This window comes from Crinalium epipsammum PCC 9333, assembly GCF_000317495.1.
Taxonomy (GTDB): domain Bacteria; phylum Cyanobacteriota; class Cyanobacteriia; order Cyanobacteriales; family PCC-9333; genus Crinalium; species Crinalium epipsammum.
Window position 1 is genome coordinate 1,594,329 of sequence record NC_019753.1, and the last position, 25,461, is coordinate 1,619,789.

Annotated in this window: 24 protein-coding genes; 14 read left to right on the top strand and 10 right to left on the bottom strand. The window is 41.5% G+C overall.

Going from position 1 to position 25,461, the window contains the following annotated elements; translation table 11 throughout:
- Window positions 1-14 precede the first annotated feature (14 nt).
- Both CRI9333_RS06775 and ntcA read right to left on the bottom strand, forming a co-directional pair.
- On the bottom strand, window positions 15-1,772 hold the full coding sequence (locus CRI9333_RS06775; RefSeq protein ID WP_015202422.1) for a DUF3084 domain-containing protein: 1,758 nt from the start codon (window positions 1,770-1,772) through the stop codon (window positions 15-17).
- Between the two features lie 138 nt (window positions 1,773-1,910).
- The gene (ntcA, locus tag CRI9333_RS06780) at window positions 1,911-2,582 is read right to left on the bottom strand and encodes a global nitrogen regulator NtcA (protein ID WP_041225970.1); all 672 of its coding nucleotides are present in this window, start codon (window positions 2,580-2,582) and stop codon (window positions 1,911-1,913) included.
- A gap of 495 nt (window positions 2,583-3,077) precedes the next feature.
- Here ntcA and fabI point away from each other — a divergent pair, with 495 nt between their 5' ends.
- The 4 genes from fabI to CRI9333_RS06800 all read left to right on the top strand — a co-directional run bounded on the left by fabI (window position 3,078) and on the right by CRI9333_RS06800 (window position 6,432).
- A complete protein-coding gene (fabI, locus tag CRI9333_RS06785) occupies window positions 3,078-3,854 on the top strand; it encodes an enoyl-ACP reductase FabI (protein ID WP_015202424.1) in 777 nt (258 codons plus the stop codon).
- Between the two features lie 235 nt (window positions 3,855-4,089).
- Entirely contained in the window at window positions 4,090-4,734 is a 645-nt protein-coding gene (hisB, locus tag CRI9333_RS06790; RefSeq protein ID WP_015202425.1) for an imidazoleglycerol-phosphate dehydratase HisB, read from the top strand.
- Between the two features lie 591 nt (window positions 4,735-5,325).
- Window positions 5,326-6,066 carry a Uma2 family endonuclease gene (locus CRI9333_RS06795; protein WP_015202426.1) on the top strand — a complete coding sequence of 247 codons (741 nt, stop codon included), beginning with the start codon at window positions 5,326-5,328 and terminating at the stop codon, window positions 6,064-6,066.
- Between the two features lie 63 nt (window positions 6,067-6,129).
- On the top strand, window positions 6,130-6,432 hold the full coding sequence (locus CRI9333_RS06800) for a small RNA NsiR4-regulated ssr1528 family protein (RefSeq protein WP_015202427.1): 303 nt from the start codon (window positions 6,130-6,132) through the stop codon (window positions 6,430-6,432).
- 54 nt (window positions 6,433-6,486) lie between these two features.
- Here CRI9333_RS06800 and prfC read toward each other — a convergent pair whose 3' ends face one another.
- The gene (gene prfC, locus CRI9333_RS06805) at window positions 6,487-8,115 is read right to left on the bottom strand and encodes a peptide chain release factor 3 (RefSeq protein WP_015202428.1); all 1,629 of its coding nucleotides are present in this window, start codon (window positions 8,113-8,115) and stop codon (window positions 6,487-6,489) included.
- A 192-nt stretch (window positions 8,116-8,307) separates the two neighbouring features.
- On the opposite strand from prfC, the gene CRI9333_RS06810 reads away from it, so the two are divergent.
- Window positions 8,308-8,643 (top strand): DUF4870 domain-containing protein, encoded by a 336-nt coding sequence (locus CRI9333_RS06810; protein WP_015202429.1) that lies wholly within the window; start codon window positions 8,308-8,310, stop codon window positions 8,641-8,643.
- A 100-nt stretch (window positions 8,644-8,743) separates the two neighbouring features.
- Here the strand turns inward: CRI9333_RS06810 and CRI9333_RS06815 are convergent, their stop codons facing one another.
- On the bottom strand, window positions 8,744-9,799 hold the full coding sequence (locus tag CRI9333_RS06815) for an aromatic ring-hydroxylating oxygenase subunit alpha (RefSeq protein ID WP_015202430.1): 1,056 nt from the start codon (window positions 9,797-9,799) through the stop codon (window positions 8,744-8,746).
- Window positions 9,800-10,022: 223 nt separating this feature from the next.
- Here CRI9333_RS06815 and CRI9333_RS06820 point away from each other — a divergent pair, with 223 nt between their 5' ends.
- The 4 genes from CRI9333_RS06820 (at window position 10,023) to CRI9333_RS06835 (ending at window position 14,218) form a co-directional block, all read left to right on the top strand.
- Entirely contained in the window at window positions 10,023-11,006 is a 984-nt protein-coding gene (locus tag CRI9333_RS06820; RefSeq protein WP_015202431.1) for an alpha-ketoacid dehydrogenase subunit beta, read from the top strand.
- A gap of 180 nt (window positions 11,007-11,186) precedes the next feature.
- Window positions 11,187-12,587: a protein translocase subunit SecD gene (secD, locus tag CRI9333_RS06825; protein WP_015202432.1), complete on the top strand. Its 1,401-nt coding sequence runs from the start codon at window positions 11,187-11,189 to the stop codon at window positions 12,585-12,587.
- Between the two features lie 211 nt (window positions 12,588-12,798).
- Window positions 12,799-13,761, top strand: coding sequence for a protein translocase subunit SecF (gene secF, locus CRI9333_RS06830; protein WP_015202433.1), 963 nt, complete (start codon window positions 12,799-12,801; stop codon window positions 13,759-13,761).
- Between the two features lie 37 nt (window positions 13,762-13,798).
- A complete protein-coding gene (locus tag CRI9333_RS06835; protein ID WP_015202434.1) occupies window positions 13,799-14,218 on the top strand; it encodes a hypothetical protein in 420 nt (139 codons plus the stop codon).
- A 193-nt stretch (window positions 14,219-14,411) separates the two neighbouring features.
- Here CRI9333_RS06835 and thrS read toward each other — a convergent pair whose 3' ends face one another.
- Window positions 14,412-16,238, bottom strand: coding sequence for a threonine--tRNA ligase (gene thrS / locus CRI9333_RS06840; RefSeq protein WP_015202435.1), 1,827 nt, complete (start codon window positions 16,236-16,238; stop codon window positions 14,412-14,414).
- Between the two features lie 189 nt (window positions 16,239-16,427).
- Here thrS and CRI9333_RS06845 point away from each other — a divergent pair, with 189 nt between their 5' ends.
- The 3 genes from CRI9333_RS06845 (at window position 16,428) to glmM (ending at window position 19,110) form a co-directional block, all read left to right on the top strand.
- Entirely contained in the window at window positions 16,428-16,751 is a 324-nt protein-coding gene (locus tag CRI9333_RS06845; protein WP_015202436.1) for a DUF2605 domain-containing protein, read from the top strand.
- A 223-nt stretch (window positions 16,752-16,974) separates the two neighbouring features.
- On the top strand, window positions 16,975-17,295 hold the full coding sequence (locus tag CRI9333_RS06850; protein ID WP_041225971.1) for a DUF2973 domain-containing protein: 321 nt from the start codon (window positions 16,975-16,977) through the stop codon (window positions 17,293-17,295).
- Between the two features lie 336 nt (window positions 17,296-17,631).
- Complete coding sequence (glmM, locus tag CRI9333_RS06855) at window positions 17,632-19,110, top strand: phosphoglucosamine mutase (RefSeq protein ID WP_015202438.1); 1,479 nt, start codon at window positions 17,632-17,634, stop codon at window positions 19,108-19,110.
- A 248-nt stretch (window positions 19,111-19,358) separates the two neighbouring features.
- On the opposite strand, the gene chlG is transcribed toward glmM, so the two are convergent.
- The 3 genes from chlG to petP all read right to left on the bottom strand — a co-directional run bounded on the left by chlG (window position 19,359) and on the right by petP (window position 21,800).
- Window positions 19,359-20,351 carry a chlorophyll synthase ChlG gene (gene chlG, locus CRI9333_RS06860; RefSeq protein WP_015202439.1) on the bottom strand — a complete coding sequence of 331 codons (993 nt, stop codon included), beginning with the start codon at window positions 20,349-20,351 and terminating at the stop codon, window positions 19,359-19,361.
- A 151-nt stretch (window positions 20,352-20,502) separates the two neighbouring features.
- Window positions 20,503-21,600 (bottom strand): Get3/ArsA fold putative tail anchor-mediating ATPase NosAFP, encoded by a 1,098-nt coding sequence (locus CRI9333_RS06865; protein ID WP_015202440.1) that lies wholly within the window; start codon window positions 21,598-21,600, stop codon window positions 20,503-20,505.
- Between the two features lie 2 nt (window positions 21,601-21,602).
- The gene (gene petP, locus CRI9333_RS06870; protein ID WP_015202441.1) at window positions 21,603-21,800 is read right to left on the bottom strand and encodes a cytochrome b6f subunit PetP; all 198 of its coding nucleotides are present in this window, start codon (window positions 21,798-21,800) and stop codon (window positions 21,603-21,605) included.
- A gap of 473 nt (window positions 21,801-22,273) precedes the next feature.
- Here petP and remA point away from each other — a divergent pair, with 473 nt between their 5' ends.
- Together remA and gmk are read left to right on the top strand one after the other, a co-directional pair.
- A complete protein-coding gene (gene remA, locus CRI9333_RS06875) occupies window positions 22,274-22,540 on the top strand; it encodes an extracellular matrix/biofilm regulator RemA (RefSeq protein WP_015202443.1) in 267 nt (88 codons plus the stop codon).
- A 2-nt stretch (window positions 22,541-22,542) separates the two neighbouring features.
- Window positions 22,543-23,145 (top strand): guanylate kinase, encoded by a 603-nt coding sequence (gmk, locus tag CRI9333_RS06880; RefSeq protein ID WP_015202444.1) that lies wholly within the window; start codon window positions 22,543-22,545, stop codon window positions 23,143-23,145.
- Window positions 23,146-23,245: 100 nt separating this feature from the next.
- On the opposite strand, the gene CRI9333_RS06885 is transcribed toward gmk, so the two are convergent.
- Both CRI9333_RS06885 and CRI9333_RS06890 read right to left on the bottom strand, forming a co-directional pair.
- Window positions 23,246-23,617, bottom strand: coding sequence for a hypothetical protein (locus CRI9333_RS06885; protein ID WP_015202445.1), 372 nt, complete (start codon window positions 23,615-23,617; stop codon window positions 23,246-23,248).
- Between the two features lie 114 nt (window positions 23,618-23,731).
- Complete coding sequence (locus tag CRI9333_RS06890; protein ID WP_015202446.1) at window positions 23,732-25,444, bottom strand: ABC1 kinase family protein; 1,713 nt, start codon at window positions 25,442-25,444, stop codon at window positions 23,732-23,734.
- Window positions 25,445-25,461: the final 17 nt, after the last annotated feature.

Here is a 25,461-nt window from a genome sequence, read left to right on the forward strand (position 1 = left end):
CAATCTTTGAAGGATTAAGTACTAAAAACAACTTGCCCATCTTTAATAGCTACCAACTTAATTTTTAGGGGACCTGATGTGTAAGTGTCCTCGGCGGCGATCGCTTTGAGATCTAAAGAGTGCTTATACTGCTTTACTTGCTCTAAAAATCGGATAAAGGTTGTAATTCTACCATCACCAACTTGCAAGATCGTATCACCCACAATTCCAACTCTACGGGCGCGAAACTGTGATGCAGAGAGTAACAAGTCAATTTTTTTGCGAATTTCTACTTCTGTCATAGTAGCAGGTTCAGCGTCGGTTGCCGCCACAGTATCACCTGCCTTGAAAACAACTTGATTCAATGATACATCAGCAAACACTTCAACTTGCTTTTCTCCAACCACATAATTGCCAGCAGAAAATATGCGTACTACATAGTCGCGCCCATCTTTAATTTGGTTAATTAATTGATCGACTTGTGTTGAAGCAATTTGCACCACTCGCTCGTTATTTTTCTTAACACCAGGTCGAGTTGATTCAATGCTTGTGCGGTTAGCTTGACTCAACAATTGATCAATTGCTCGACGTGCGGAGGATGGTTCAACAACCCGCAACACAGCAGCCGCAAGAACTTCATTACGCGATAAAACAACATTACCTTGACGCAGCACTTGATAATCTTGTTCTAACTTTCCTACTTCTTTTTCTAGAAATGCCAGTCGTTGCGATCGTTGCCCAAGTTGTGACTCTAGTTGTTTTAGTTGTTGATCTCGTTGAGTAAGTTGTGTTTCTATTTGTTGGAATTCTTGATCTAGTTGTTTAAGTTGCTTATCTCGTTCACCAAGTTGTATTTCTCCTTGTTTAAGTTGTACTTCTAGCGTTTTTAGTTTTTGATCTTGTTCATTAAGCTGTGCCTGCCGTTGTTGCAGTTGTTGATCCCGTTGTTTTAGTTCTGTTTGTCTTTGAGTTAGTTGAATTTCTCTGTCTTTAAGTTGTTGCCCTAGCTGATTGAGGCGAGTTTCACGTTCGGAAATGCCCTTTTTTAGCTGTTTTTCCAGGTCTTGTCGTTGGGAAATTACTCGTTCTCTTTGAGCAATAGTGATGTCTCGTTTAGCAATTTCGCGATCGCGCTGATTAATTTGCCCTCTTAATTGAGCAATTTGACCATTTAGTTGATTAATTTGACCACGTAGTTGAGCAATATTACCTTGCAGTTGACTAACTTGGCTATTAAGTTGATTAACTTGCTCTTTAACCTGATTGCGTTGCTCGATTAAATCTTGCCTTTCTCCCTGTATTTGTGTGATTTCTTTGCTAAGAGCAATTTTTTGTTGGGAAACAACTCCTAGCTGGCGCTGAGTACTATTAAGCTGTTTAGCTGTCAGAGATTGTTTAGCGATTATTTCTTTCAAAGACTGATTAATTGTATCAAGCTGTTTCTCGGCTTGAGATCGCTCAGTTTTAGCTTTTGTTAATTCACTTTCTACTTGATTTTTTTGCTCAACAACTACAGTTAGCTCCTTGCGAGTTGTAGAAAGTTTTCTTTGAATTACCTTGAGATCAAAAAGACCAGTTCGTAATTGTTCACTAGCTGCAATTAGAATTCCTAAAGTTAAGGCAGCAATCAAACTACCAGTAACAATGGTGACTAAGGTGGCAGTTTGCTTAGGACGCAGCTTAAATAAACTTAAGCGTGCCTTCCCAACGCGCGTGCCGATGCGATCGCCTGATGCCGCAATCACACCTCCTAATATTAAAATTGCCACGATCAGTATATAACCGCTGGACATCTCCCCACACCTTCTGCTCAGATATAGCCTATCTCATACCTACGGAGGTTGATGCCATTCTTGAACAGAGTAACAGATGCAGCAACTTACATTTAGCGATCCCAGTGGCTACTGAAAACAGATTTATATCCCCAGACCCTATGTAAACTGCTGACTTAAGGCTACTGGGTCGTGTAGGGTAATTTTTTTCTTGTAAATAGAAATCATTTTATTGTCCCGTAGCTCTCCCAGTAAACGGGTGACAGTGACACGGGTAGAACCAATTGCTTCGGCGATCGCTTGATGAGACAACTTCAAGTCAATAGTAATCCCCTCAGAGCTAGGCGTACCAAAATCACGACACAAAATCAGCAGAAAACTGACTAATCGAGAACCCATATCTCGGTGCGCCAAGGTTTCAATCATCATCTCTGTTTGTAAAATCCGAGATGATAACCCCCGCATCATTAACCAGGAAAGCTCAGGGTTGTCCCTTAACGATTGCTCAAATTGCTCAATCGGAGCCGAGAGCAGTTCTACTGGTGTAAAGGCAACCGCGTGGTAAAAACGATCAGAGCGATGCCCCGTAATCAACGACAGCACCCCAAACACGCTGTTCTCTCGCAACAAGGCTACGGTAATTTCTTCCCCTGCCTCGTAAACCCTGGACAGCTTCACAGCACCTTTGAGTAAAAAATAAACCCTTTCAGCCGGATCTCCAGGGAAAAAAATCGTCTTACCGCGATCGAATGTTTCCACCACTGGGGGAAACGCACCATTTCCGACTTGACGAAATACAGATGCTAGGGGTCTATCTTGTGTCACGACCATACTCATTACTTTTTATAGATCAGGTTTTAGCGACTAGGTATTTAGCTATTAGCAGTCAAAAGTCTGCACGTCAGCATGAGCGTCATAAATAAACTTAGAGCCTTGAAATCACCATGCCTTTTTTAGGAGGCGTACCCGTCTTGAGAAAAATAATTCTTGATTTTTCATAAAATTTAGGTGCTTGTATTCCTAGCTGATAGCTGACGGCTGATAGCTGATAATCACCAGCCGATTGTTAGCGATTAATGACTATAGAAAGAAAACTTAATCTTAATTCCTCAGACGTTTTTGTGCTTATTGATACAGAATCCCCTGATTTGCAAAGCTTTAACCGTTAATAAAAGCTTAATGCACAAGTTCTTTATCTGCTAGTAAACAACAGATAACTGTAAGAGTCGCTGTAAAATTACTTTACCGTTCGGGAACTATTAGCAGTAAATATTCTGCTGAATGAGCGATTGAATCAGGCTTCAATTACGTTTACACTAGAAAACCATGCTAAATTTGACTGGGAAAAACGCCCTTGTGACGGGCATTGCTAATAATCGCTCAATTGCCTGGGGCATTGCCCAACAGCTACATCAAGCTGGAGCTAATCTTGGTGTAACTTATCTCCCTGACGAAAAAGGTCGCTTTGAAAAGAAAGTTGCAGAATTAGTAGAACCTCTGCAACCAAGTTTATTTGTACCCTGTAATGTCCAAGACGATGCTCAAATTCAAGCGACGTTTGACACAGTTAAGGAAAAGTGGGGCAAGCTCGATATTTTAATTCATTGCCTTGCTTTTGCGAACAAAGAAGATTTATCGGGTAATTTTAGTTCTACTTCTAGGCAAGGTTTTGCTCAAGCTCTAGAAATTAGCACTTATTCGTTAATTCAAATGGCAGGAGCAGCCAAACCTTTAATGACGGAAGGTGGCAGTATTGTCACCCTGACTTATTTGGGCGGTGTCAAGGTAATTCCTAACTATAATTTGATGGGAATTGCTAAATCTGGGCTAGAAATGAGTGTCCGTTACCTCGCCTCGGAAATGGGACAGCAAAATATTCGAGTGAATGGAATCTCGGCTGGTCCTATCCGCACGTTGGCTTCTTCAGCCGTTGGCGGGATTCTAGATATGATTCATCATGTCGAGGAAGTTGCACCCTTGCGCCGTACTGTAACTCAGTTGGAAGTGGGTAATGCTGCTGCTTTCTTGTGTAGTGATTTATCTAGCGGAATTACAGGGCAAATCCTGTATGTAGATGCTGGTTACGAGATTATGGGGATGTAAACCCCTCCCCCAACCCCTCCCCTTAATAAGGGGAGGGGAGTTAGAGTGAATTTTTATGTTAAGGAATTACGCAGGTTTAGAAAAGTTAGTACTTACGTCAAGATCCCCCTAAATCCCCCTTAAAAAGGGGGACTTTGAATCTTATAGCAACCTTTAAACAAAATCCGATAGGATAAATTAATAGTAGAAAATAATATATTGACTGCTATATTAAGGATTTTTTAGATAGATTTCTATGCAGATTAGCGATCGCTCAATTCCAACTTCTTCTGATTTAGAACAGTTGTTGCCTAGTCGGACTGCTACTGTCAGTCGCAAAACTGGGGAAACTGATGTTTATGTCAGCATTAATTTAGATGGTCAAGGACGTTGTAGCGCGGCTACTGGGGTTCCGTTTTTAGACCATATGTTGCATCAAATATCCTCTCATGGGCTGATTGACTTGGAGGTACGGGCAACTGGTGATATAGAGATTGACGATCACCACACGAATGAAGATGTTGGAATTACGCTAGGACAAGCTTTCGCTAAAGCGTTAGGCGATCGCAAAGGTATTGTTCGTTTTGGTCATTTTGTTGCGCCTTTAGATGAAGCGTTGGTTCAAGTCGCGTTAGATTTTTCTGGTCGTCCTCATCTTAGTTATGGTTTACAGATTCCTACACAACGAGTTGGAACTTATGATACTCAGTTGGTGCGCGAATTTTTTGTTGCCGTCGTGAATCATAGCCAGATGACGCTGCATATTAGGCAGTTGGATGGAATTAATTCGCACCATATTATTGAAGCGACATTTAAAGCATTCGCGCGATCGCTCAGAATGGCATTAGAAATTGATCCTCGTCGTGCGGGTGAAATTCCTAGTTCTAAAGGGGTTTTGTAAATTTCCATTGAAAATATAAATATTATTTATCTGAGTTCCACGCAGTTATCGATCTGCGTGTTTTTTCTATGTTTAAATTTAATTTGAGACGTTAATCCTTCGCTCTACGTGCCTGCGTAATTCCTGAAATATTTCTTAATTACTATGTTAGAAACTACTGAATTATATAAAAGAATCATTCAAAAAGATATTGAAAGAATAAATCAACTATTTGATAAACCAACGAATTCCTACAAGGGCAGTTGCTACAAATAGCGGTTGATTTAATCTCTAGCTAAATGCTGACAAAAAACCAGCCATAGAAGTGGCTGGTGTTAATTGCTGTGTTGGGAGGAGGAAAACCTGATGCCAAGACGATAGAGATATGCCGAATAAATAAAAATAAATATAGGCAACGTCCAGGTGTAGGCACTTCCTGTAAACAAATGTAACAACTTTACCTCAAAGTTGCAACTTTTCTTTACATTGCGTGTGTAAGGTAGCGATCGCACTATAATACTCCCCCTCACGAAAGATCTAAGCTAATAGCACCACAAACACTATTAGTCAACCTAAGATTGAGAAAACAACCCAAACTAGGGAGATATTCAGATGTCAGTGGAGTTGACGGCTGAGACAAACCCCCAAATTGCAGATGACTTGGAATGGGAACCCCCCATGCCACCGACTGACTTAATATTTGATGATGGTGAACCCTTGGAAAGCAACCGCCACCGTATAGCCATGAATGTCTTAATTAGGTCATTGCAGCAAGCGTGGAGTAACCGCAATGACTTTTACTGTGGTGGTAATATGTTTATCTACTACAGTAGCGCCCAAGCACGTAACCGCGACTTTAGAGGACCAGATTTTTTTGCTGTCTTAGACTTAGATGGCAATAAAGAACGTCTTGGGTGGGTAGTTTGGGAAGAAAATGGGCGTTATCCAGATGTCATTGTGGAATTAATGTCACCATCTACAGCGAATGTAGATACAGGCGCTAAAAAAGATATTTACGAGCGGATATTTAGAACACCAGATTATTTTGTCTATAACCCTTTTAATCCTAATTCCTTACAAGGTTGGCATTTAGATAATTCCCGAAAATATCACGAACTAGAACAAAATGATCGAGCCTGGTTGTGGTGTGAAAGTTTGGGTTTTTGGTTAGGAACTTGGGAAGGCACAATAGATCGAGAAACGGCTGTCTGGTTACGTTTTTATGATTCTGACGGTAATTTAGTTTTATTACCAGAAGAAGCAGCACAGCAGCAAGCTGAACAAGAACGCCAACGCGCTGAACGTTTAGCTGCGAAGTTACGAGAGTTAGGAGAAGATCCTGATGCGTTATAAATTGCCGTAAAAAAGTGCAAAATAGATTGGGAAATCTGTTTAATCTCTAGGTGTTGCGAAGGTATGAGTGAAGCTACTGAGTCAGAAAACAAAACAACGGGTGCTGATGCTGTTGATCATGCGATCGCACGTGGTATAGATTTAGATGGTACTCCCATCCCTAAAGCCAAGCTTGACCTTTATAACCAAGTTATGGGTTTAGAAGGCGATCGTCAACGTAGCGGTGTATCAAATACAATGCGTTCTCGAATTGTCAGAATTGGTGCTAAACACATTTCCCAACAAGAGTTGAACCAGAAGTTAATTGATGCTGATTTGGCTCCCCTGAAGGAAAAGGAAATTGCTTTCTACTACGGTGGTAAGTAATATCAATTAAATTACTCCGATTTTTAAGCGGGCTAGAAGCCCGCACTAGAAACATTACAAAGCAACAAATTCAGAACTGGAACCAACAGGCGCGATCGCACTTAACGTTAAATTAGGATTATCTTCCTGTACTTGGTGCATATTCCAGTCATTCTTAAACAGTAAAACTGGACGACCCCAGTTATCTTTTACTGTCACAGTGTTAAACAAACGCCCTGCTTTTTCTAAAGCTTCCCAACCCTCAACAACCCAACGAGCGACAGAATAAGGTAATGGATCTAAGCGAGTTTCTACACCATATTCACTCATCAACCGGAACTGCACAACCTCAAATTGTAATTGTCCTACGGCTGCTAAAATTGGGTCGCGTTTCGCCTCATCAACTGAGTACATAATTTGCACTGCACCCTCTTCGCGCAACTCAGTTACACCTTTATGGAATTGCTTAAATTTAGAAGGATTAGGATTTCTTAGATAAGCAAATAATTCAGGAGAAAAACAAGGAATTCCTTCATACTCCAGCTTTTGACCTGTGTAAATTGTATCCCCAATTGCAAACGCACCTGGATTATTTAAACCAATAACATCACCAGCATACGCTTCTTCAATTGATTCCCGATCTTGGGCAAACAATTTTTGCGGTCTTGATAAGCGTACCGTTTTACCAGTACGCGCATGATTTACAATCATGTCTTTTTCAAACTTACCCGTACATACCCGCACAAACGCAACTCGATCTCGATGTCTCGGATCCATATTTGCTTGCAGCTTAAATACAAAACCAGAAAATTCGGGATAAGTAGGCGCAACTTCTCCCACTGATGAGTTGTGAATACCTGGTTTTAAGGCGTAATCGAGGAAGTAATTTAAAAATAGTTCGACACCAAAATTGGTCATCGCACTACCAAAAAATACAGGTGTCATTTTCCCAGAACGAACTTGATCTAAATCTAGTTCTGCACCGACACCATCAAGAAGTTCTAATTCTTCTTTGAACTGGTAGTAAAGGTCTTGTTCTAATAACTGCTCAATACGAGGATCGCCTAAATCAACCACAGTATCAAGTGCTTCTTTGCTACCGTGGGCGCTGCGTTCAAATAAGTGAATTTGCTTACTGTGACGCTCGTATACACCTTTAAAGCGATCGCCCATCCCAATAGGCCAGTTTACCGCATAAGTCTGTAATCCCAACTCCTGCTCAATTTCATCCAGCAATTCAAACGGATCGCGTCCAGGGCGATCACATTTGTTAACAAATGTGAAGATAGGAAGTGATCGCATCTTACACACTTCAAACAACTTGCGGGTTTGTGGTTCCAAACCCTTAGCAGCATCAATCAGCATCACCGCATTATCGGCTGCTGCTAAAGTGCGATAAGTATCTTCACTAAAATCTTGGTGTCCAGGCGTATCTAATAAGTTAATCTGACAATTATGGTATTCAAATTGCAACACCGTCGAGGTAATCGAAATACCTCTTTGCTGTTCCATCTCCATCCAATCAGAAGTTGCCTTTTTTTGCGCCCGACGCGCCTTAACAGCACCTGCTTCATGGATAGCACCCCCGTACAGCAACAGCTTTTCTGTTAGCGTCGTTTTACCTGCGTCGGGGTGAGAAATAATTGCAAAATTGCGGCGGCGTTCAACTGCTGCCTCTAAATCAGTCTCAAGTTCAGTAGACATTCAAAAAACTTTAGGGTTCAACCCAAATTATATTTAGATTCAGGGCTAGTCGGTAGCATTTCGGATTTATATTAGGTTGAAATTACTAACATAATCTGTACGGAAAGCCTCCTTTAGGGAGTTTAATTCTACCTGCGATCGCGTGTTAGAGTCGAGACAAGTATAAAGAATTTACTCAAACAGGGGGTTTGGATGTACGACCCAGATAAACGCAAGTTATTATCAGCACTCTCTCACGGCTCGATCTTTTTTAGTCTTCTCGGTGTATCAATTGCTATACCGATTGTAATGTTGTTTGTCTCTGATGATCCAGTTGTCAAAGAAAATGCCAAAGAAGCACTTAACTTTCACTTGAATGTTTGGCTTTATGGAATTATCTTTGGGGTGTTGACATTAGTATTAATTGGTTTCTTGTTGCTAGGTATCTTACAACTTGTCAACATTGTTTTGCCAGTTATGGCAATTCTTCACTCTTTAAGTACTACAGAACAGCCTTATCGCTACCCCTTCATTTTTCGCCTATTGTAAGTTTAAATCCTTTACTACAAAGGCAATAAATTCAAGGCAATTCCACTTAACTGTATTCAATAAAGGGGTTCGCCATTATTGGCAAAAACCCCTAAAGAAATTAACTTCGCCAGCGCAACACTTGTTCCTTGACAGGGTTAACAAAAGGTCTTCCTTCAGTTGTTGCGCGGGCGAATTCTGTTTTTACCTGGTAGTACCAACGCGCTTGGGTATCAGCATCTTTAATCAGCATCAAACTGGGGTTATATTGCAAACCAATCTGCTGCTTAATCACCACCTGACGATCTTGATCTAAAAAGTTTCTTGCTAGTGGTTGTATAAAAGGTTTCAGTAAATTTAACCAAGGCGTATGCCAATACAACATTGTATGTACTTCTGTCTCCGTTTCTGAGATAGGAGTTACCGCCGTCAGATTACATACATGGTGCTTACCAACAATTAAATGCTCAATGCGAACACCTGGAAGATAAAAAGCAATTTCTGTTTCTGGTTCACCACCACCGAAAATGCGATAAGCACGAGGTACGGCGGGAATCTTGTGCCGTCGCATGGTAAAACCATAAGGTGACGGATCGAAAGTTTTAATTTCTTCAACCAAAGGTCGGTTTAACTGCCACCACCAAGCGCGATGCACATAAGGTGAGTGTGCAGGGTCCATTAAACCAACAACCGCATGATCAACAAAGCAGGGAAAGTTGAGCATTTGCAGTAAATTATAAGTGCGATCGCCAAAATAAGGAACTTGTGGAATCTCCATTTCTGGCGTAGGCGAATCAACCTTGTCCTTATCCGCCATATAAATCCAAAGATTGCCCTGCAACTCCCGCACCGGATATTGCTTAACGCGAAAACGACTAAAATCGAGTTCTTGGTCTTCCACTAAAGCCGGAATATCTGTACAGCGTCCATTGCTATCAAAGCGCCAGCCATGATAACAGCACTCAACCTCATTACCATCGAATCTACCGCAACTTAACGGCACAGCCCGATGAGGGCAGATATCGCGTAACGCAAATACTTTGCCTTCACGAGTGCGGGCTAGTAATACTGGTTCGCCAAGAAATTTTTTAGCAACCATCGCCCCAGGTTTAAGTTGCTCACCTGGTAGCGCATAATACCAAATATTGCGTAAAAAGAAATTTTTGTTGTCCGTCACAGTTGCCCTACTATTAACCAGTTAGCTATCTCAAACGCCTTTTCCCATCAACCATCTATGTCTGTCAGACGAGCAAAGTCAATCTCAAGTTTCTCAGAATGAGATTTTATACTAATAGGCATTTTATTAATTTAACTTCTCATCGGACTGATCACCAATGACCAATGACCACCGAAAAGGTTAAAATCCTAGTTTGACCTATCAAACTTTTGTAACCCGTCCGATGGCAGAAACACTCTTGTTTAATGCTCTCCGCGAAGCTATTGATGAAGAGATGGCTCGTGATTCCGATGTATTTGTGCTTGGTGAAGATGTAGGTCAGTATGGCGGCTCTTACAAGGTCACTAGAGATCTATACAACAAATACGGTGAATTCCGAGTTCTCGACACTCCAATTGCTGAAAACAGCTTTACAGGTATGGCAGTTGGCGCTGCCATGACGGGTCTGCGTCCGATTGTTGAAGGCATGAATATGGGCTTCTTGCTACTTGCTTTCAACCAAATCTCTAATAATGCTGGGATGCTGCGCTATACCTCTGGCGGTAACTTCAAGATTCCCATCGTAATTCGTGGTCCTGGTGGTGTTGGTCGTCAACTAGGTGCAGAACACTCCCAACGCTTAGAAGCTTACTTCCAAGCAGTTCCTGGGATTAAAATTGTTGCTTGCTCAACACCTTATAACGCTAAAGGTCTGCTGAAATCTGCTATCCGTGATGATAATCCAGTACTGTTTTTTGAACACGTGCTGCTATATAACCTGAAAGAAAATCTCCCAGACGAAGAATATTATTTACCTTTGGACAAAGCTGAAATTGTGCGTCCTGGTAAAGATGTCACAATTTTGACCTACTCACGGATGCGTCATCATGTGATGCAAGCAGTACCAGGTTTAATTAAAGAAGGTTTCGATCCCGAAGTAATTGACCTAATTTCTCTGAAACCTCTAGATTTAGAGACAATCGGCGCTTCTATTAAGAAAACCCATCGGGTGATTATTGTGGAAGAGTGTATGAAAACTGGCGGTATTGCAGCAGAATTAATTGCTTCAATTAACGATCGCTTTTTTGATGAACTCGATGCACCTGTGTTGAGACTATCTTCACAAGATATTCCGACACCCTACAACGGGACTTTGGAACGCTTAACAATTGTACAACCAGCACAAATTGTGGAAGCAGTGCAAAAAATGATGGCATTACAAGTTTAGCTATCAGCTTAGGCTCCGCTACGGCGCGGAGCGCCTACAGCTATCAGCTATCACATAAAATACTACTTAACACAGTAGATTAAACGTGATTTAAAAAGCTGACGGCTGACGGCTGATAGCTGACCGTTAAAAGCTAAGAAAACCGATTATCATAACTATTTGTCGCGGCGGGTCGTTGGGATGCAAAAACAGCGTTCAGTATTAACCCTGATTCTAGTCCTAGTGATTGCAGCAATCACAGTTCTGGTGCGTGTGCCTATCCGCTTAGGGTTAGACCTTCAGGGTGGTTCACAGCTAACTATTCAGGTAAAAACTACACAAGAAGTTAAAGAAATTAAACCGGAGGACTTAGAAGCAGTTCTAAGGGTAGTAGAAAATCGGATTAATGGTTTGGGTGTTTCTGAACCACTGGTACAAACTGTAGGTAATGACCAAATTGTGGTGCAATTACCAGGTGTGAGTGATCCAGAACAAGCAGAACGGGTACTGGGAGGCACAGCACAGCTAGATTTCCGTGAACAGAAGCCAGGAACAGAGACACAGTTGCCTATTGAATTACAGGTGAGGCAGCAGCTTTTAGCCAAGCAGGAAGAGTTAAGAAAGAGTGGTGATAAAGAAGCGATCGCCAAAAATCAAGAATCTCTCAACAAGAGTAATGAAGCGATCGGTAAACTCTTTACAAAAACTGGTTTAGCTGGAAAAAACCTCAAAGATGCTCGTCCTGAACCTTTACCAAACGGTCAAAACTGGAATGTAGCTATCCGCTTTGACGCTGAAGGTGGCGAACTATTTGCCAAGCTGACCAAAAATTTAGCTGGTACTGGGCGCAGTATTGGTATTTTCTTAGATGAAGCTCCCGTTAGTACTCCTGTTGTTGGTGTTGAGTTCGCTCAATCTGGCATTACTGGTGGTGCTGCGGTAATTACAGGTAACTTTACAACCCAAACTGCTAATGACTTAGCAGTGCAACTGCGAGGCGGCGCTTTACCTGTACCAGTAGAAATTATTGAAAACCGCACTGTAGGAGCCACATTAGGGCGAGATAGTATTCAAAGAAGCATCTATGCAGGTGGGGGCGGTCTACTGTTCGTGCTGGTGTTCATGGGTGTATACTATCGGCTACCTGGTTTGATAGCTGATGTAGCACTAATAATTTATTCAGTCTTAACATTAGCTGCGTTTGCGCTACTAGGTGTAACCTTAACCTTGCCTGGAATTGCTGGTTTCATTCTCAGTATTGGTATGGCTGTAGATGCCAACGTGCTGATATTTGAGCGCACACGCGAGGAACTAAGAGCGGGAAAAACTTTATATCGCTCTGTTGAATCTGGTTTTTTCCGAGCTTTTTCTAGCATTTTGGATGGTAACGTTACTACAGTTATTGCTTGTGGGGCGCTATTTTGGCTAGGGTCGGGTTTAGTAAAAGGCTTTGCACTAACACTCGGACTAGGAGTGTTAGTAAGTATGTTTACCGCACTTACTTGCAGTCGTACTTTTATGTTATTGCTAGTACTCGGTTTTCCCGAATTGCGCCAAAAACCCCAACTATTTGCTCCTGGTGTAACGGCTTCAGCAAAATAGCGATCCTTCAGTTAGCGATTAGCTATTAGCTATTTAATAAATAAAACATTAGTAACTTGCTTTGAAATAATGGTTTATTGAAGGCTAATGGCTGAACGCTGATTGCTAAGGCGTGATTTTGAAGAAAATTCCCTATTAGTTGGATAATCAAATTAATCCCGTTTTTTGTTTTTGCTAAAAGCTAACAGCTAATAGCTAACAGCTTCAACTTATGAAACTTAATGTAATCAAACAGCGTAATTTGTGGTGGGCAATTTCTGTCGCCATAATTCTTAGTGGTTTAATTTCAATGCTCATTTCCTGGCAACAGCTAGGAGCGCCTTTGCGTCCGAGTTTGGATTTTGTTGGTGGTACACGCTTACAGTACGAATTAGATTGCTCCAAGCCTGGTAACTGTGACAAACCTATTAATGTCGCCTCAGTACGGGATGTATTATCAGACCAAGATTTAGCTAACAGCACTATCCAAGTTGTTGGTCAAGATCAAAAAGCTATATCAATTCGTACAAAAAATTTAAATGTTGAGGAACGCACGAATTTAGAAAAAGCTTTAACAGAAAAAATTGGAGTATTTGATCCTCAAAAAACACAGAATGATACTGTTGGTCCAACCTTGGGTAAACAGCTATTTACTTCTGGGCTATTGGCGATCATCATCTCATTCCTTGGTATCCTCATCTATCTCACTTTTCGCTTCCAATTAGACTACGCTTTTTTCGCGTTTGTGGCTTTATTCCACGATGTCTTCATTACTTTGGGAATTTTCTCAATTTTGGGCTTAGTACAAGGCGTAGAAGTAGATAGCTTATTTGTTGTTGCCATCTTAACAATTATCGGCTTCTCAGTTAACGATACAGTGGTTATTTATGACCGAGTGCGCGAAGTGATTAGCCTACATCCAGAGCAGCATATTAACCAAGTTGTGGATGATGCAGTTAATCAAACCTTGACGCGATCGATCAATACAACATTAACTGTATTGCTAACGCTGGCATCGATCTTCTTTTTTGGTGGTGAAACCCTAAAATATTTTGCTTTAGCTTTAATTATTGGATTTGGTGCGGGTGCTTATTCAAGTATTTTCATTGCTAGTACGTTATTAGCATGGTGGAGAGAACGTAGTGGCAATGCTCGCCAATCCATTACAAAATCTCCAGTTTCTGATGAGGTATAAAAAGTTAGCGATTGCAAAGTGCGGAAAACGCAGTTGAATGGAACAGCCTGAAGATCAAATCACTGAAATAACTGAAATAGAACCGACCGATTTTGATCCTACATTTAAGGATCAAGTCAACAGGTTATACCGCCTAACTTTCTATGGCAGGTGGTTAGTTGTTGGTATCTTGTGGCTAAGTGTCGGTTCTGTAAGTTTGTGGGGATTACGCTATCCCCTTAGTCTCATGCGAGAATATTTTACTTGGGCGGCTGTACGATACGGAATTGAATTTAACTTTCTGCCTGCATTAGGTTTAACTCTTTGTATTGCTACGACTCTGGCTGTTTTAATTTGGCATACTCGTAATGTTTTATTTGGATTGCCACAGGAGGAACGACAACGATTAGAACAGCAAGTATATAGAATACGCCAGCAGGGAAGCAGCCATCCTCTGTGGAAGTGGGTTGTAAAATAAAATGAACTGCTTAAATCAGGGGAAAAGCTGAAATTTCAATTTCAGCTTTTTTCCTAATTATTCCCTTCCCGTCTAAAGAATACCTATTTTTATAACCGCCAAGACGCAAAGAACGCCAAGGAAGAAGAAGAATACAAGCAGTAATCTTTTAGTGGAAAGGGAGTAGGATTACCCTTCAAAAATGCGATCGCGCTTAAAAAGTATTGTAATTCGCGATCGCATCCTTCATTCTGGCAATTACCTCATCTACAGGTATACTCCCCAACTCTCCAGAAGCACGAGTCCGAATGCTAACGCTATTCGTCTCAACTTCCTTCCCACCTATAACTCCCATTACCGGAATTTTGTCCTTCTCAGCATTGCGAATCAGTTTACCCAGTCGCTCATTACTAACATCCGCCTCAGCGCGAATACCTAGCAATTGCATCTTCTGAGCCACTTCTTGAGCAAACGGCAGAAAATCATTACTTACAGGTAATAACCTCGCTTGCACAGGCGCTACCCACAACGGAAAATCACCAGCATACTCCTCAATTAAAATCCCAATCAACCGTTCTAAAGAACCAAAAGGAGCGCGGTGAATCATTACCGGACGCTTACGAGTACCATCCTCAGCAACGTATTCCAAATCAAATCTTTCTGGCAAATTGTAATCTACCTGCACAGTACCTAATTGCCACTCCCGCTCTAAAGCATCACGGAAGATAAAATCTAATTTGGGACCATAAAATGCCGCCTCACCAATTCCCTCAAAATGCTCCATCCCTAGTTTTTCTACAGCGCGACGGATTGCACCTTGAGATTTTTCCCAAGCTTCATCAGAACCAATATATTTATCAGAATTAGGATCGCGGAAACTTAAACGCGCTTTAAAATTCGTCAGTTGTAAACTCTTAAACACTGACAGAATCAAATCTACAACATTAAGGAATTCCTCATCTAATTGTTCTGGAGTAACAAATAAATGGGAATCATCCACCGTAAAGCCACGCACCCGCGTTAGTCCGCCTAACTCTCCTGATTGCTCATAGCGGTAAACTGTACCAAATTCAGCCAAACGCATCGGCAAATTGCGGTAAGAACGCAATTCATTTTTATAAATTTGGATATGGAAAGGACAGTTCATCGGCTTCATAACAAAACCTTGCTCTAAAGCAGCAGCTTCATCATTTTCAGCCATCAAAGGAAACATATCCTCTTTATATTTCTGCCAGTGTCCAGAAGTTTTAAATAAATCTACTCTGGCAATGTGAGGCGTAACTACTGGTTGATACCCACGTTTGAGTTGTTCTTGCTTTAAAAAATCTTCCAAAGTTGAGCGCAACACCGTTCCCTTTGGTGTCCACAAAGGCAAACCAGGTCCTACCAAGTCAGTAAAGATAAATAACCCTAGTTCTTTTCCTAAACGGCGATGGTCACGTCTCAGTGCTTCTTCTTTACGTCGCTTATATTCGGCTAATTGTTCTGGCGTTTCCCATGCTGTACCGTAAATCCTCTGTAACTGCGCTTTTGTTTCATCCCCACGCCAATAAGCCCCCGCAAGACTTTCTAGTTCAATTGCTTTGGGGTGCAAATTGCCAGTATTTTCTAAATGGGGACCAGCACATAAATCCCACCATTGCTCACCCAGATGATAAATGGTGATCGGTTCAGATAACCCTTCTAATATTTCTAGTTTGTAAGGCTCATTAATTTCCTTAATTCGCTTTTCTGCCTCCTCACGGGTGACTTCTTCCCGAATAACAGGCAGTTTGCGGTTGATGATTTTGATCATCTCTTTTTGGATTGCCTTCAAGTCTTTCTCGGTAAAAGGCTCTGGATGATCGAAGTCATAATAAAAACCATAATCAATCCAGGGGCCGATGGTGACTTGCGCTTTGGGAAACAGCTTTTGCACCGCCATCGCCATGACATGACTAGCTGTGTGGCGAATCTTTTGCAGTTGTTCAGATTCGCTGGTGCGGGGCAGATTGATTTTCTGTGGCTGTTCGGTCAAATCTTTAACTTCTGAAGCGGACATCGGCTGCGTCTTACCTTTCAGGATTATTATCTAGTTTTTCTATTGTGAACTACTCGCGATCAAGAGCGCGAACTTCCTATCCAACAAAATACCCAATAGAGGAGATTTGATTAAATTTATTATAAAAAGTATTACGAAATGTAAAAAAAGTTAAGATAAGGAGATATATCAAGATTGAATTTAAGATAAATGGAAAATTCGCCTGTTCCTGAACAAGAATTGCTGAAAACCTTACTAAAACCCCTGCTAGAGGATTTTCAATATTGGTTTGGGCGATCGCGCTCTTTTTTAGAAACTGAACGAATTTCCTTTTTAAGCACTGAACAGCAATCTGATCTCTTAGCACGGGTAAAGCAAGCGCAGCAAGAGGTTCAGACCGCGCAAATGCTATTTCAAGCCACAGATGGTCAAGTTGGCATTGAATCTGCTACTCTCATGCCTTGGCATCATTTAGTTACTGAATGTTGGCAGATAGCTATGCAGTGGCGCACCACTCATGGGTCGCTTGGGTGACAGAGGGCTTTAATATACAAGAATAAGGAATAATTAAGTTAAGGGTAATCTCGTCAGTAACCCCAGGCAAATGCAATATTTAACTAGAAGCATTATTAGGACGGATTGTCAAGCTTAAATTCAAAAACCTTTAATAATCACAGTAAGTTTCAGTATTAAATCAGGCTGATGCAACTTCTGTAGTAAAAACTAACAAATACCTAATCGCATGGAGGAAAATATGATGTTACATATACTATACCTTGTGGCTTTTACTGTACTGGCGGTGATAGCGATCGCTAATTTAATTCGTAGCTTAGTAGTATTGAGTAGAGATTCTCAGCGCAGCTATTCACCACGGGGGATGTCGGCGGCTGTTGATGGCTCAGGATACCCTGCTTCTAGATTTAGATCTGTACCACATCCAGAATTGCTTGATGATACAGGCAATATCATTAATGAACCTCTATTAGTCATGCGTTCAATTAATGTAGAAGATGCGCGTGAACAATTGGATGCTTTATTCAAGTCATCTCCAGGCAATAAGGATACCGATGAAGAATAATCTGCGATCGTCTGTTGATCTAAAAAATCACACCATCTCGAACATTAAGTAGCTTAAAATCTCCGATGCAACGGGATACGGCAGTTTTAACTGCCGTTTAATTGAGATAAATTATTAATATTTTCTAATAATCATTATTCTCTGAACAATTTTTATCCAGTTCTGCATTTTGAAGCTTGGGTTAGTTAAACTATCAGCTTAGAGAATATATATTTCCTTCTTGATCGAGAGGGGGTATTGCTAAGTAAGAAGGGCATATCCTAAGAGGGGTTATGGTCTATTCCCGAAGGTGGTATTGTCCACTGTAGTGTGTTGTGTGTGGAGTCTTTTTAATTTATGGTTTCATCTCCTATTAAAACTCAGCCAGTTAGTGTTTCAGAAACAACATTGAACATATTTGAATCTGCCCAAACAGCCAAAGCGACCAATATAAGTTCTAGTTTAAATACAATTGTTTTGCCGCCAACTCCTTTGTTCGGCACGGATGGAATCCGTAGTAGAGTAGGGGATTTGTTGTGTGCTGATTTAGCAGTACAGGTAGGTTTTTGGGCAGGTCAAGTTTTACGGCAGTCTGTAGCAACACCAGGTCCAGTAATTTTGGGGCAGGATTCGAGAAATTCTAGTGATATGTTAGCGATGGCATTATCTGCTGGGTTGACATCTGCTGGGCTAGAGGTCTGGAATTTAGGGTTATGCCCAACTCCTTGTGTAGCCTATCTGACTGGGGTTACTAATGCGATTGGCGGTGTGATGATTTCAGCTAGTCACAACCCACCAGAAGATAATGGCATCAAGTTTTTTGGTGCTGATGGCATGAAGCTATCTGTAGCTTTACAACAGCAAATTGAAGCTGGTTTAAGGGGTACTAATAGCATTACTTGTTTTACTGGAGTTTGGGGTAAGCACCACCATAGACCAGAGTTAATTGCAGATTATGCTGACTCATTGAAACGCCCGTTACCAGAAGTTGACTTGCGAGGAATGCGGGTTGTTTTAGATTTGGCTTGGGGAGCTTCAGTAAAACTAGCGCCACAAGTATTTGCGGCAATGGGTGCAGAGGTAATTTGCTTACACGATCAAGCAGATGGCGATCGCATTAATGTTAATTGTGGCTCTACCCATCTTGGTGCATTAAAGCAAGCTATCCGAGAACATTCGGCGGATTTAGGCTTTGCATTTGATGGCGATGCGGATCGAGTGATGGCGATGGATGCCCAAGGTAGAGTAGTTGATGGTGACTACATTCTCTATTTCTGGGGTAAAGCTTTACGGGAGAAAAATCAGTTACCCGAAGATTTGATTATTGCTACAGTGATGGCAAATTTGGGCTTTGAGCGTGCTTGGCAACAACTAGGAGGAAAGCTAGTTAGAACTGCTGTAGGGGATCAATATGTGCAGGCAGAAATGTTACGCACTGGTGCTATGCTAGGCGGCGAACAATCCGGACATATCCTTTGCAGACACTTCACTTTTACAGGTGATGGTTTGCTAACGGCGTTACATTTAGCAGCTTCAGTGCATAGTACTGGTTTATCTTTAGCAGATATGGTGGATCAAAGCTTCCAGACTTATCCACAGATACTGAAAAACGTCCGTGTAGAAGATCGCGATCGCCGGATTAACTGGAAGAATTGTGATGGGATTATGAATGCGATCGCTCAAGCAGAAACCGCAATGGGAGATCAAGGACGTATTTTAGTGAGGGCATCTGGGACAGAACCCCTAGTGCGCGTAATGGTAGAAGCTGCTGATGCAGAACTAACTCAATATTGGGCTTCACAGTTAGCTTCGGTTGTACAGCAACATTTGCAATAAATCTGTGGGTAAAAATAAACGTAACTAGCTATCCCTCTTTACTGAGGGCTGGTAAATGAAAAATGGGAAAACCGTTAGACGTTTATTTCTGCCCACCTACTTACATAAAAAATCCTGGCAACGGATGATGTAACGGATGATTTAATCGCTAACTAACCAAATCCTTCCCTAACCAATAACCCATCCGTTACATCTTTGATATAAGAAAAACATCGGAGTATCAAATCATCCGTTGCCACATCTGTTGCCTAGATTGCTGAATGACCTAAAGCTAAACCAGCAACCAGCATTCCTAATACTAAAAACGGTTGGGCGCTAGCTTGATATTTAACGTCATTTTCCAATGGATTACGCAAGAAATACATATCTTGGAAGGTAATTTGAGGGATAACTAACAACACCAGAATTGCGGCGTAAAGGTTTTGATGAATGCTAACTAAGTAGCCAGCAATACCAAGCTGAAAAATATCGATCATCAAAACGCAAATCAAGGCAGCTTTGTCTATACCAAACATAACTGGTAGTGACTTTAAACCGAGTTGGCGATCGCCTTCAACACTCTTAAAATCATTTACTACGGCAATTCCTAAGCCAGCCAGACTGTAAAACAGCGTCAGAACTACAATTGTCCAGTTAAGTTGCCCGAACAAAGCATGACCAGCCCACCAAGGTAAGCTAATATAACTAGCTCCTAAAGCGTAGTTACCCAACCAACCATTTTGCTTGAGCTTTAGTGGTGGCGCAGAGTATATAAAAGCTAAGAAAGAACCGCCAAGAGATAGACTGGTAATTATTGGGAAATCATGACCAGCCCACTGATCAAGAGTGTAGGCAATACCGATTCCACCGAGTAGTAGCACTACAAATTGGGTAACAACTTGGGGAATGGAAATTGCGCCAGAGGGAATGGGGCGATAAGGTTCGTTAATCGCGTCAATTTCGCGATCGTAGAAGTCGTTAATCGTTTGAGTATAACCTGTTAACAACGGACCAGACATTAACATACAGGTCGCTGCTTTCAAGACATTTTCCAGCGTCCAACTATATTCACCAGAAGAAGCCGCGCCACATACTACCCCCCAAATTAGAGGAATCCAAGTAATCGGCTTCATTAGCTGTAAGCGGATTTTCCAAATTGAGCTTTCACCAGGGGCAGCACCTTTCATGCCTAGCATTTGCCGAGTTTTGGCATTGCGATCGTCTGGGTTTACAGAAGTAGGAGGCGAAGGAGGATTAGACATAAACTAGGTATTAATACCAATTTCAAAAATGTTTGCTAGGCATACAGAGTAGGGGGAGTATAAAATTGGTATCAAAGCAAGAAGTTTTGAGTTTTCAAGTAAATAAATTGAATTTAACTCTTTACCTTTTACTGCTCACCCCTCACTCGTTTTAAAAAGAAATAGTTAAGTAACTATTATTGAACTTAGCTCCTTTGACTGACTGACCACTGAGTTGCGGTGGCAACAGAATATTGCGCCTTTGATCGCCTGCTTCAATCGTGACTTCGGGACCAGACTGAGTTAGTTTTACCTGCTTTTTGTCAAAACCTGGTAAATACAAGCGTACCTGACGCGCAGCAATGTCAATAGTGATTGGTTTGGGAGCTTGGGATGCCAGACTAAAATCTGGTAATGCGTCCATCAAGGGTTGCCAATCTTGATTTTGGCAACTAGGAATAACGCTAACTGATAAGGGATCAAATTCAGTCGTCAATGCTTCCGTTACTGAGTCTTGGTTCAGCAGGATACCTCCCACTGTTAATCCAATTTGTTGTGCGCTACCCCAAAGATATTTTGCAGTTGCGATCGCCGCAGCATCATTAGTACTCACTAGGTAAGCTGCTATGCGCTTAGGATCAGCTACCGCCGCTCTGCCTTGCTCTAGTAAGTTATTCACCTCTTGGGTAGGTTGCTGGGCAAAATTGTCTCCTGTCCAGCTAACGTTCAAAACAGCACTGCTCACAGGTTGAATAAACGGAGAGACAGATTTCCAAACATCGGAATCTTCTACTACTTTGCGGAAGCGACGAATATACCAGCTTAAGATTTCTGGTAAACCTAGCATCCGCAACGTGGTTTGATCTCCATCACCGTCGTAGATGATCACATCATATTTGCCACTAGCTTCGTACTCTCGAATAGTATTGAGAGCAAGTGCGCTGTCCATTCCTGGTAAGACACCGAGTTCTTGACCGTAAACGTTATTCAGCAGGGGAGTCCGCAAATACTTAGCTTCGAGTTTTTTAACTTCTTCCCAATTACGCTCTAGTAGTACAGTGCTTTGAAACTGTACTACCTGGAGATTGGGTGCTATTTCCATAGGATCTGATCCGATGGAGGTTCCCAATAATAGCCCCAAGGTGGGGCCAGGGTCTTGTCCTGCCAGTAGCACTCGCTGACCAAGGCTTGCCAGCTTTTTGGCGGCAGCGATCGCGATCGTGGTGCGACCTGTGCCGCCTTTGCCCAAGAATGTAAGAATTAGGGCCATTTTTAGCTTTCTACAACTTTCAGTTCGTCTTCAAAAAACCAGGTAGAAGATTTATCATCAAACTCGACAACGATGCCAACACCACTGCCGTCTGTCATTCTGAAATCTTTAATAGTGCCGCTTTTACCGAGCTTGCTGGCGATTACGGGAGATACACGATCTCTTAGGCGGTAGACTTTAACTTTTTGACCGATTTCCATTGCGAGTATTTATCCGACTTAACCATTCCACAGTGTAGCTGAATCCGCAACCCTACAATAAGGTTAGGGTAAATTGCAGCAATTCTATTTCTGCTATGGGGTAGGTTAGCAGTCTTTGAGGCGTGCGTTCTTCGCAAGCGCTGACTTGTCAGTTCGCACCCTTACTCCCTGTTTTGCTAAATTTAGCTAAATTTCATTTTTAGCGATTTATCCTTTAAGAATTAAGCATAAGCGACTTAAATTTTAAGTTTAATTATGCCCATCTACTTATTAATTTTAAACCCGCAAATAGACACAATCGGTCGAGTTATATCTTTGGAGTTATACCGAAAGGCAGAAAAACGTGAAAATCCGCGTAAAAGACCTAAAAAAAGTTATTTAGGGTGATTTTAGCGTTGTTAGTCCCAATTTTTCTAGATAACATGAAATTAAGCGCTAATAAGCTAAAAATTCTGCTATACCCTTAATTTGTCATGGATATCCAATTGATTAATATTGGTTTTGGTAACATTGTCTCTGCAAACCGAGTTGTGGCAATTGTTAGTCCAGAGTCAGCACCGATTAAACGCATCATTACTGATGCAAAAGATAGAGGGCAATTAATTGATGCTACTTATGGACGGCGTACTAGAGCAGTGATTATTACCGACTCTAGCCATGTAATTTTGTCTGCGATTCAGCCAGAAACGGTTGCTCATCGCTTTGTTATTGGTAAAGATGGTCATGTTAGCAATAGCTAACGATGATTAGCACTGATGAGATTAATCGAATGAATGAGCAGAAGGTAGAAGGAAGACTGATTGTTTTAACAGGACCGAGTGGTGTGGGCAAAGGAACCTTACTGCGATCGCTAATGCAGAGTCATCCAGAACTATACTTATCTGTATCTGCTACAACTCGCGCCCCTCGTCCCAAGGAAATTAACGGTAAAAACTACTACTTTGTCAGCCGTCCAGAATTTGAACAGATGCTCAAGGCAGATGAACTCTTGGAGTGGGCTGAGTATGCTGGTAATTATTACGGAACTCCTCGCCAACAGGTAGAAGAAAAAATCCAACAAGGCAAGTGGGTAATTTTAGAAATTGAATTAGAAGGGGCAAGGCAAATAGCCAAATCTTTCCCCTCTGCACTAAAGATATTTATTTCGCCGCCTTCTTTTGCTGAACTAGAAAAACGGATGCGCGGTCGAGGTCAAGATGCGGAAGACGCGATCGCAAAACGTCTCAGCCATGCTAAAACTGAAATTGCTGCTGCTGATGAATTCGATCTCCAAATTATCAATGATGATTTTGATACAGCCCTTCACAGCCTTGAAGAAGCAATATTTAACCCTACTCAACCTTAAATTATTGTAAAACGCAAAAACGCTAGAGGAACCTTTGCGTCCCTCTGCGCCACCTTAGCGATTTTTTGCGTTAAAAAAGATCCCTAATTTTAACAACAACTCAAGTAAACATATCCAAATCCAAAGCTTTTGAACCACCACGTTCTAGCTGACCTAAAACATTACGAAGTTGCCACCAAATCAATAAGCCAATAAAAATTGTCAGTGGTATTGAAATCACATAAGACAGCCAGCTAGGAAAACCAAAAACTTCTAAACCAGCCGAAAGAAATATAGCAACTCCGCCTACCATACCCAGAAATGGCAATTGTAATTGTGAGCCTTTCATTTCTGCTAAAGTGCGGGTAGAACGATTTTTTGACCACTCTCCTACTTTTTGTTTTAAAGTTGCTTCAAAGGCAATTCCAGAGGTCATCCCAGCAAACAAACCAACAACGATTAAAAAATATGGCGGCTCAGGTAAGTAGTACACTAATAACTCCTATTAATCAGATACTGGCAGATCTTACAGAAAAGTGAACAAAAAACCCACAGGTAGAAACTTGTGGGATTGTTAAGTATATACGATTGAGCAGCTTATAAATGTTTATTGCTTACTGCTAAAAGGCTTGTTAGTCGCTGCGGTTGTAGGTATTGCAGTAGAAGCGCCTACACTAGAAAATTCTGTTAACGCACCTAATGCCACGTTAAACAGCCGTGCAGGTTTCAATTCATCTTTGACTAGGTTCCAGAGGCGTTTTACTTCCTCAGTATGTAGACGGTCATCTTGTGTTAAAGCTATAACTAGCTGATTACGCAGAAATTGACCTTCATTGGATAAAAGAAACTGTAAACCTAGTTGTGCTGTGGGTAGTAAGTCAAAGTTACCATCGGAACGTGCGATCGCAATCATGTTTTCTAGTCGTTGCCACTGGAATTTACCATTCTTGAACAACACTTCAATTAAGCGCATCCGTAATTCTGGTGTTTCTCCAGTTAGTAAACGCTTTGCTACATAAGGATAAGCAACTTCTACAATCTTAAAATTAGGATTGATGGTGAGTGCTAAACCTTCCTGAGTTACCAAGGAACGAATAATTAAGGCAAACTTAGCAGGAACTCGGAAGGGATAGTCATACATCAAATCCGAGAACTTATCTGTAATTGTCTTAAAATTAAAGCTTCCAACACTTTCGCCAATCGCATCACCCAATACTTGTTCTAATGCTGGAACAATGGGCATAATATCGGTATCTGGTGTCAGAAAGCCGAGTTTCACAAAGTCACCAGCCAAGTCAATGTAGTCTTTATTAATTAAATGAACTACTGAAGTGACTAAGGTTTCTTTGGTATCTTGATTTAACTGATCCATCATACCGAAGTCGATATAAGCCATGCGACCATCGAGGGTAGCAAATAAGTTACCTGGATGTGGATCAGCATGGAAAAAGCCATGTTCCAATAACTGGCGTAACCCAGAGTTTACGCCAATTCTGACTAACGCATCGGTGTCTAAACCTGCGGCTTTAATGCGATCGGTATCTGTTAATTTAAACCCGTTAATCCACTCTAATGTCAGGACACGGTTGCTACTATAGCGCCAATAGATAGCCGGAACTTTAACTGTGGGGTCGTCGCGGAAATTCGTAGCAAATTTTTCGGCGTTGCGACCTTCATTAAGGTAATCAATTTCTTCAAATAATTTGACACCAAATTCATCTACAATTAAACTCAAGTCGTGACCGAGATTTAAAGGTAGCCAAGGGGCTAACAATTTAGCAGCCCAGCGCATTAAGTAAAGGTCAAGTGTTAAAGTTGGTAATAAATTAGGTCGCTGTACTTTAACTGCTACTTCTTCCCCAGTGTGCAGACGTGCTTTATAAACTTGACCAAGACTAGCTGCTGCAACAGGTAGAGGAGAAATTTCTTGATATGCTTCTGCTATAGTGCGTCCTAGCTGAGTTTCAATAATATTTAAGGCGATCGCATTATCATAAGGCGGTAGTTCGTCTTGTAATTTAACCAGTTCTTCTAGAAAATCTTTGCGTACTAGGTCGGGGCGTGTTGAGAGTGCTTGACCAACTTTAATAAATGTAGCGCCAAGTTTAGTTAGCAGTTCTCGCAGTTGAGTAGCCCGTTGATACTTATTCTGCTCAACTTGATTACTCCACTTATCCCACTGTAAGCCTAGAATAAACCCAGCAAAAGATCCGATTATAACAAGGGTACGCCAGATAGCTAGCCAAGGACGAGAGCGATAGTATTGGGCGATCGCTTCTGGCTCATAGCGCCTCAACTGAGCAAGTTGATGCTGACTCACGCTGTTTCTTTGCCTCT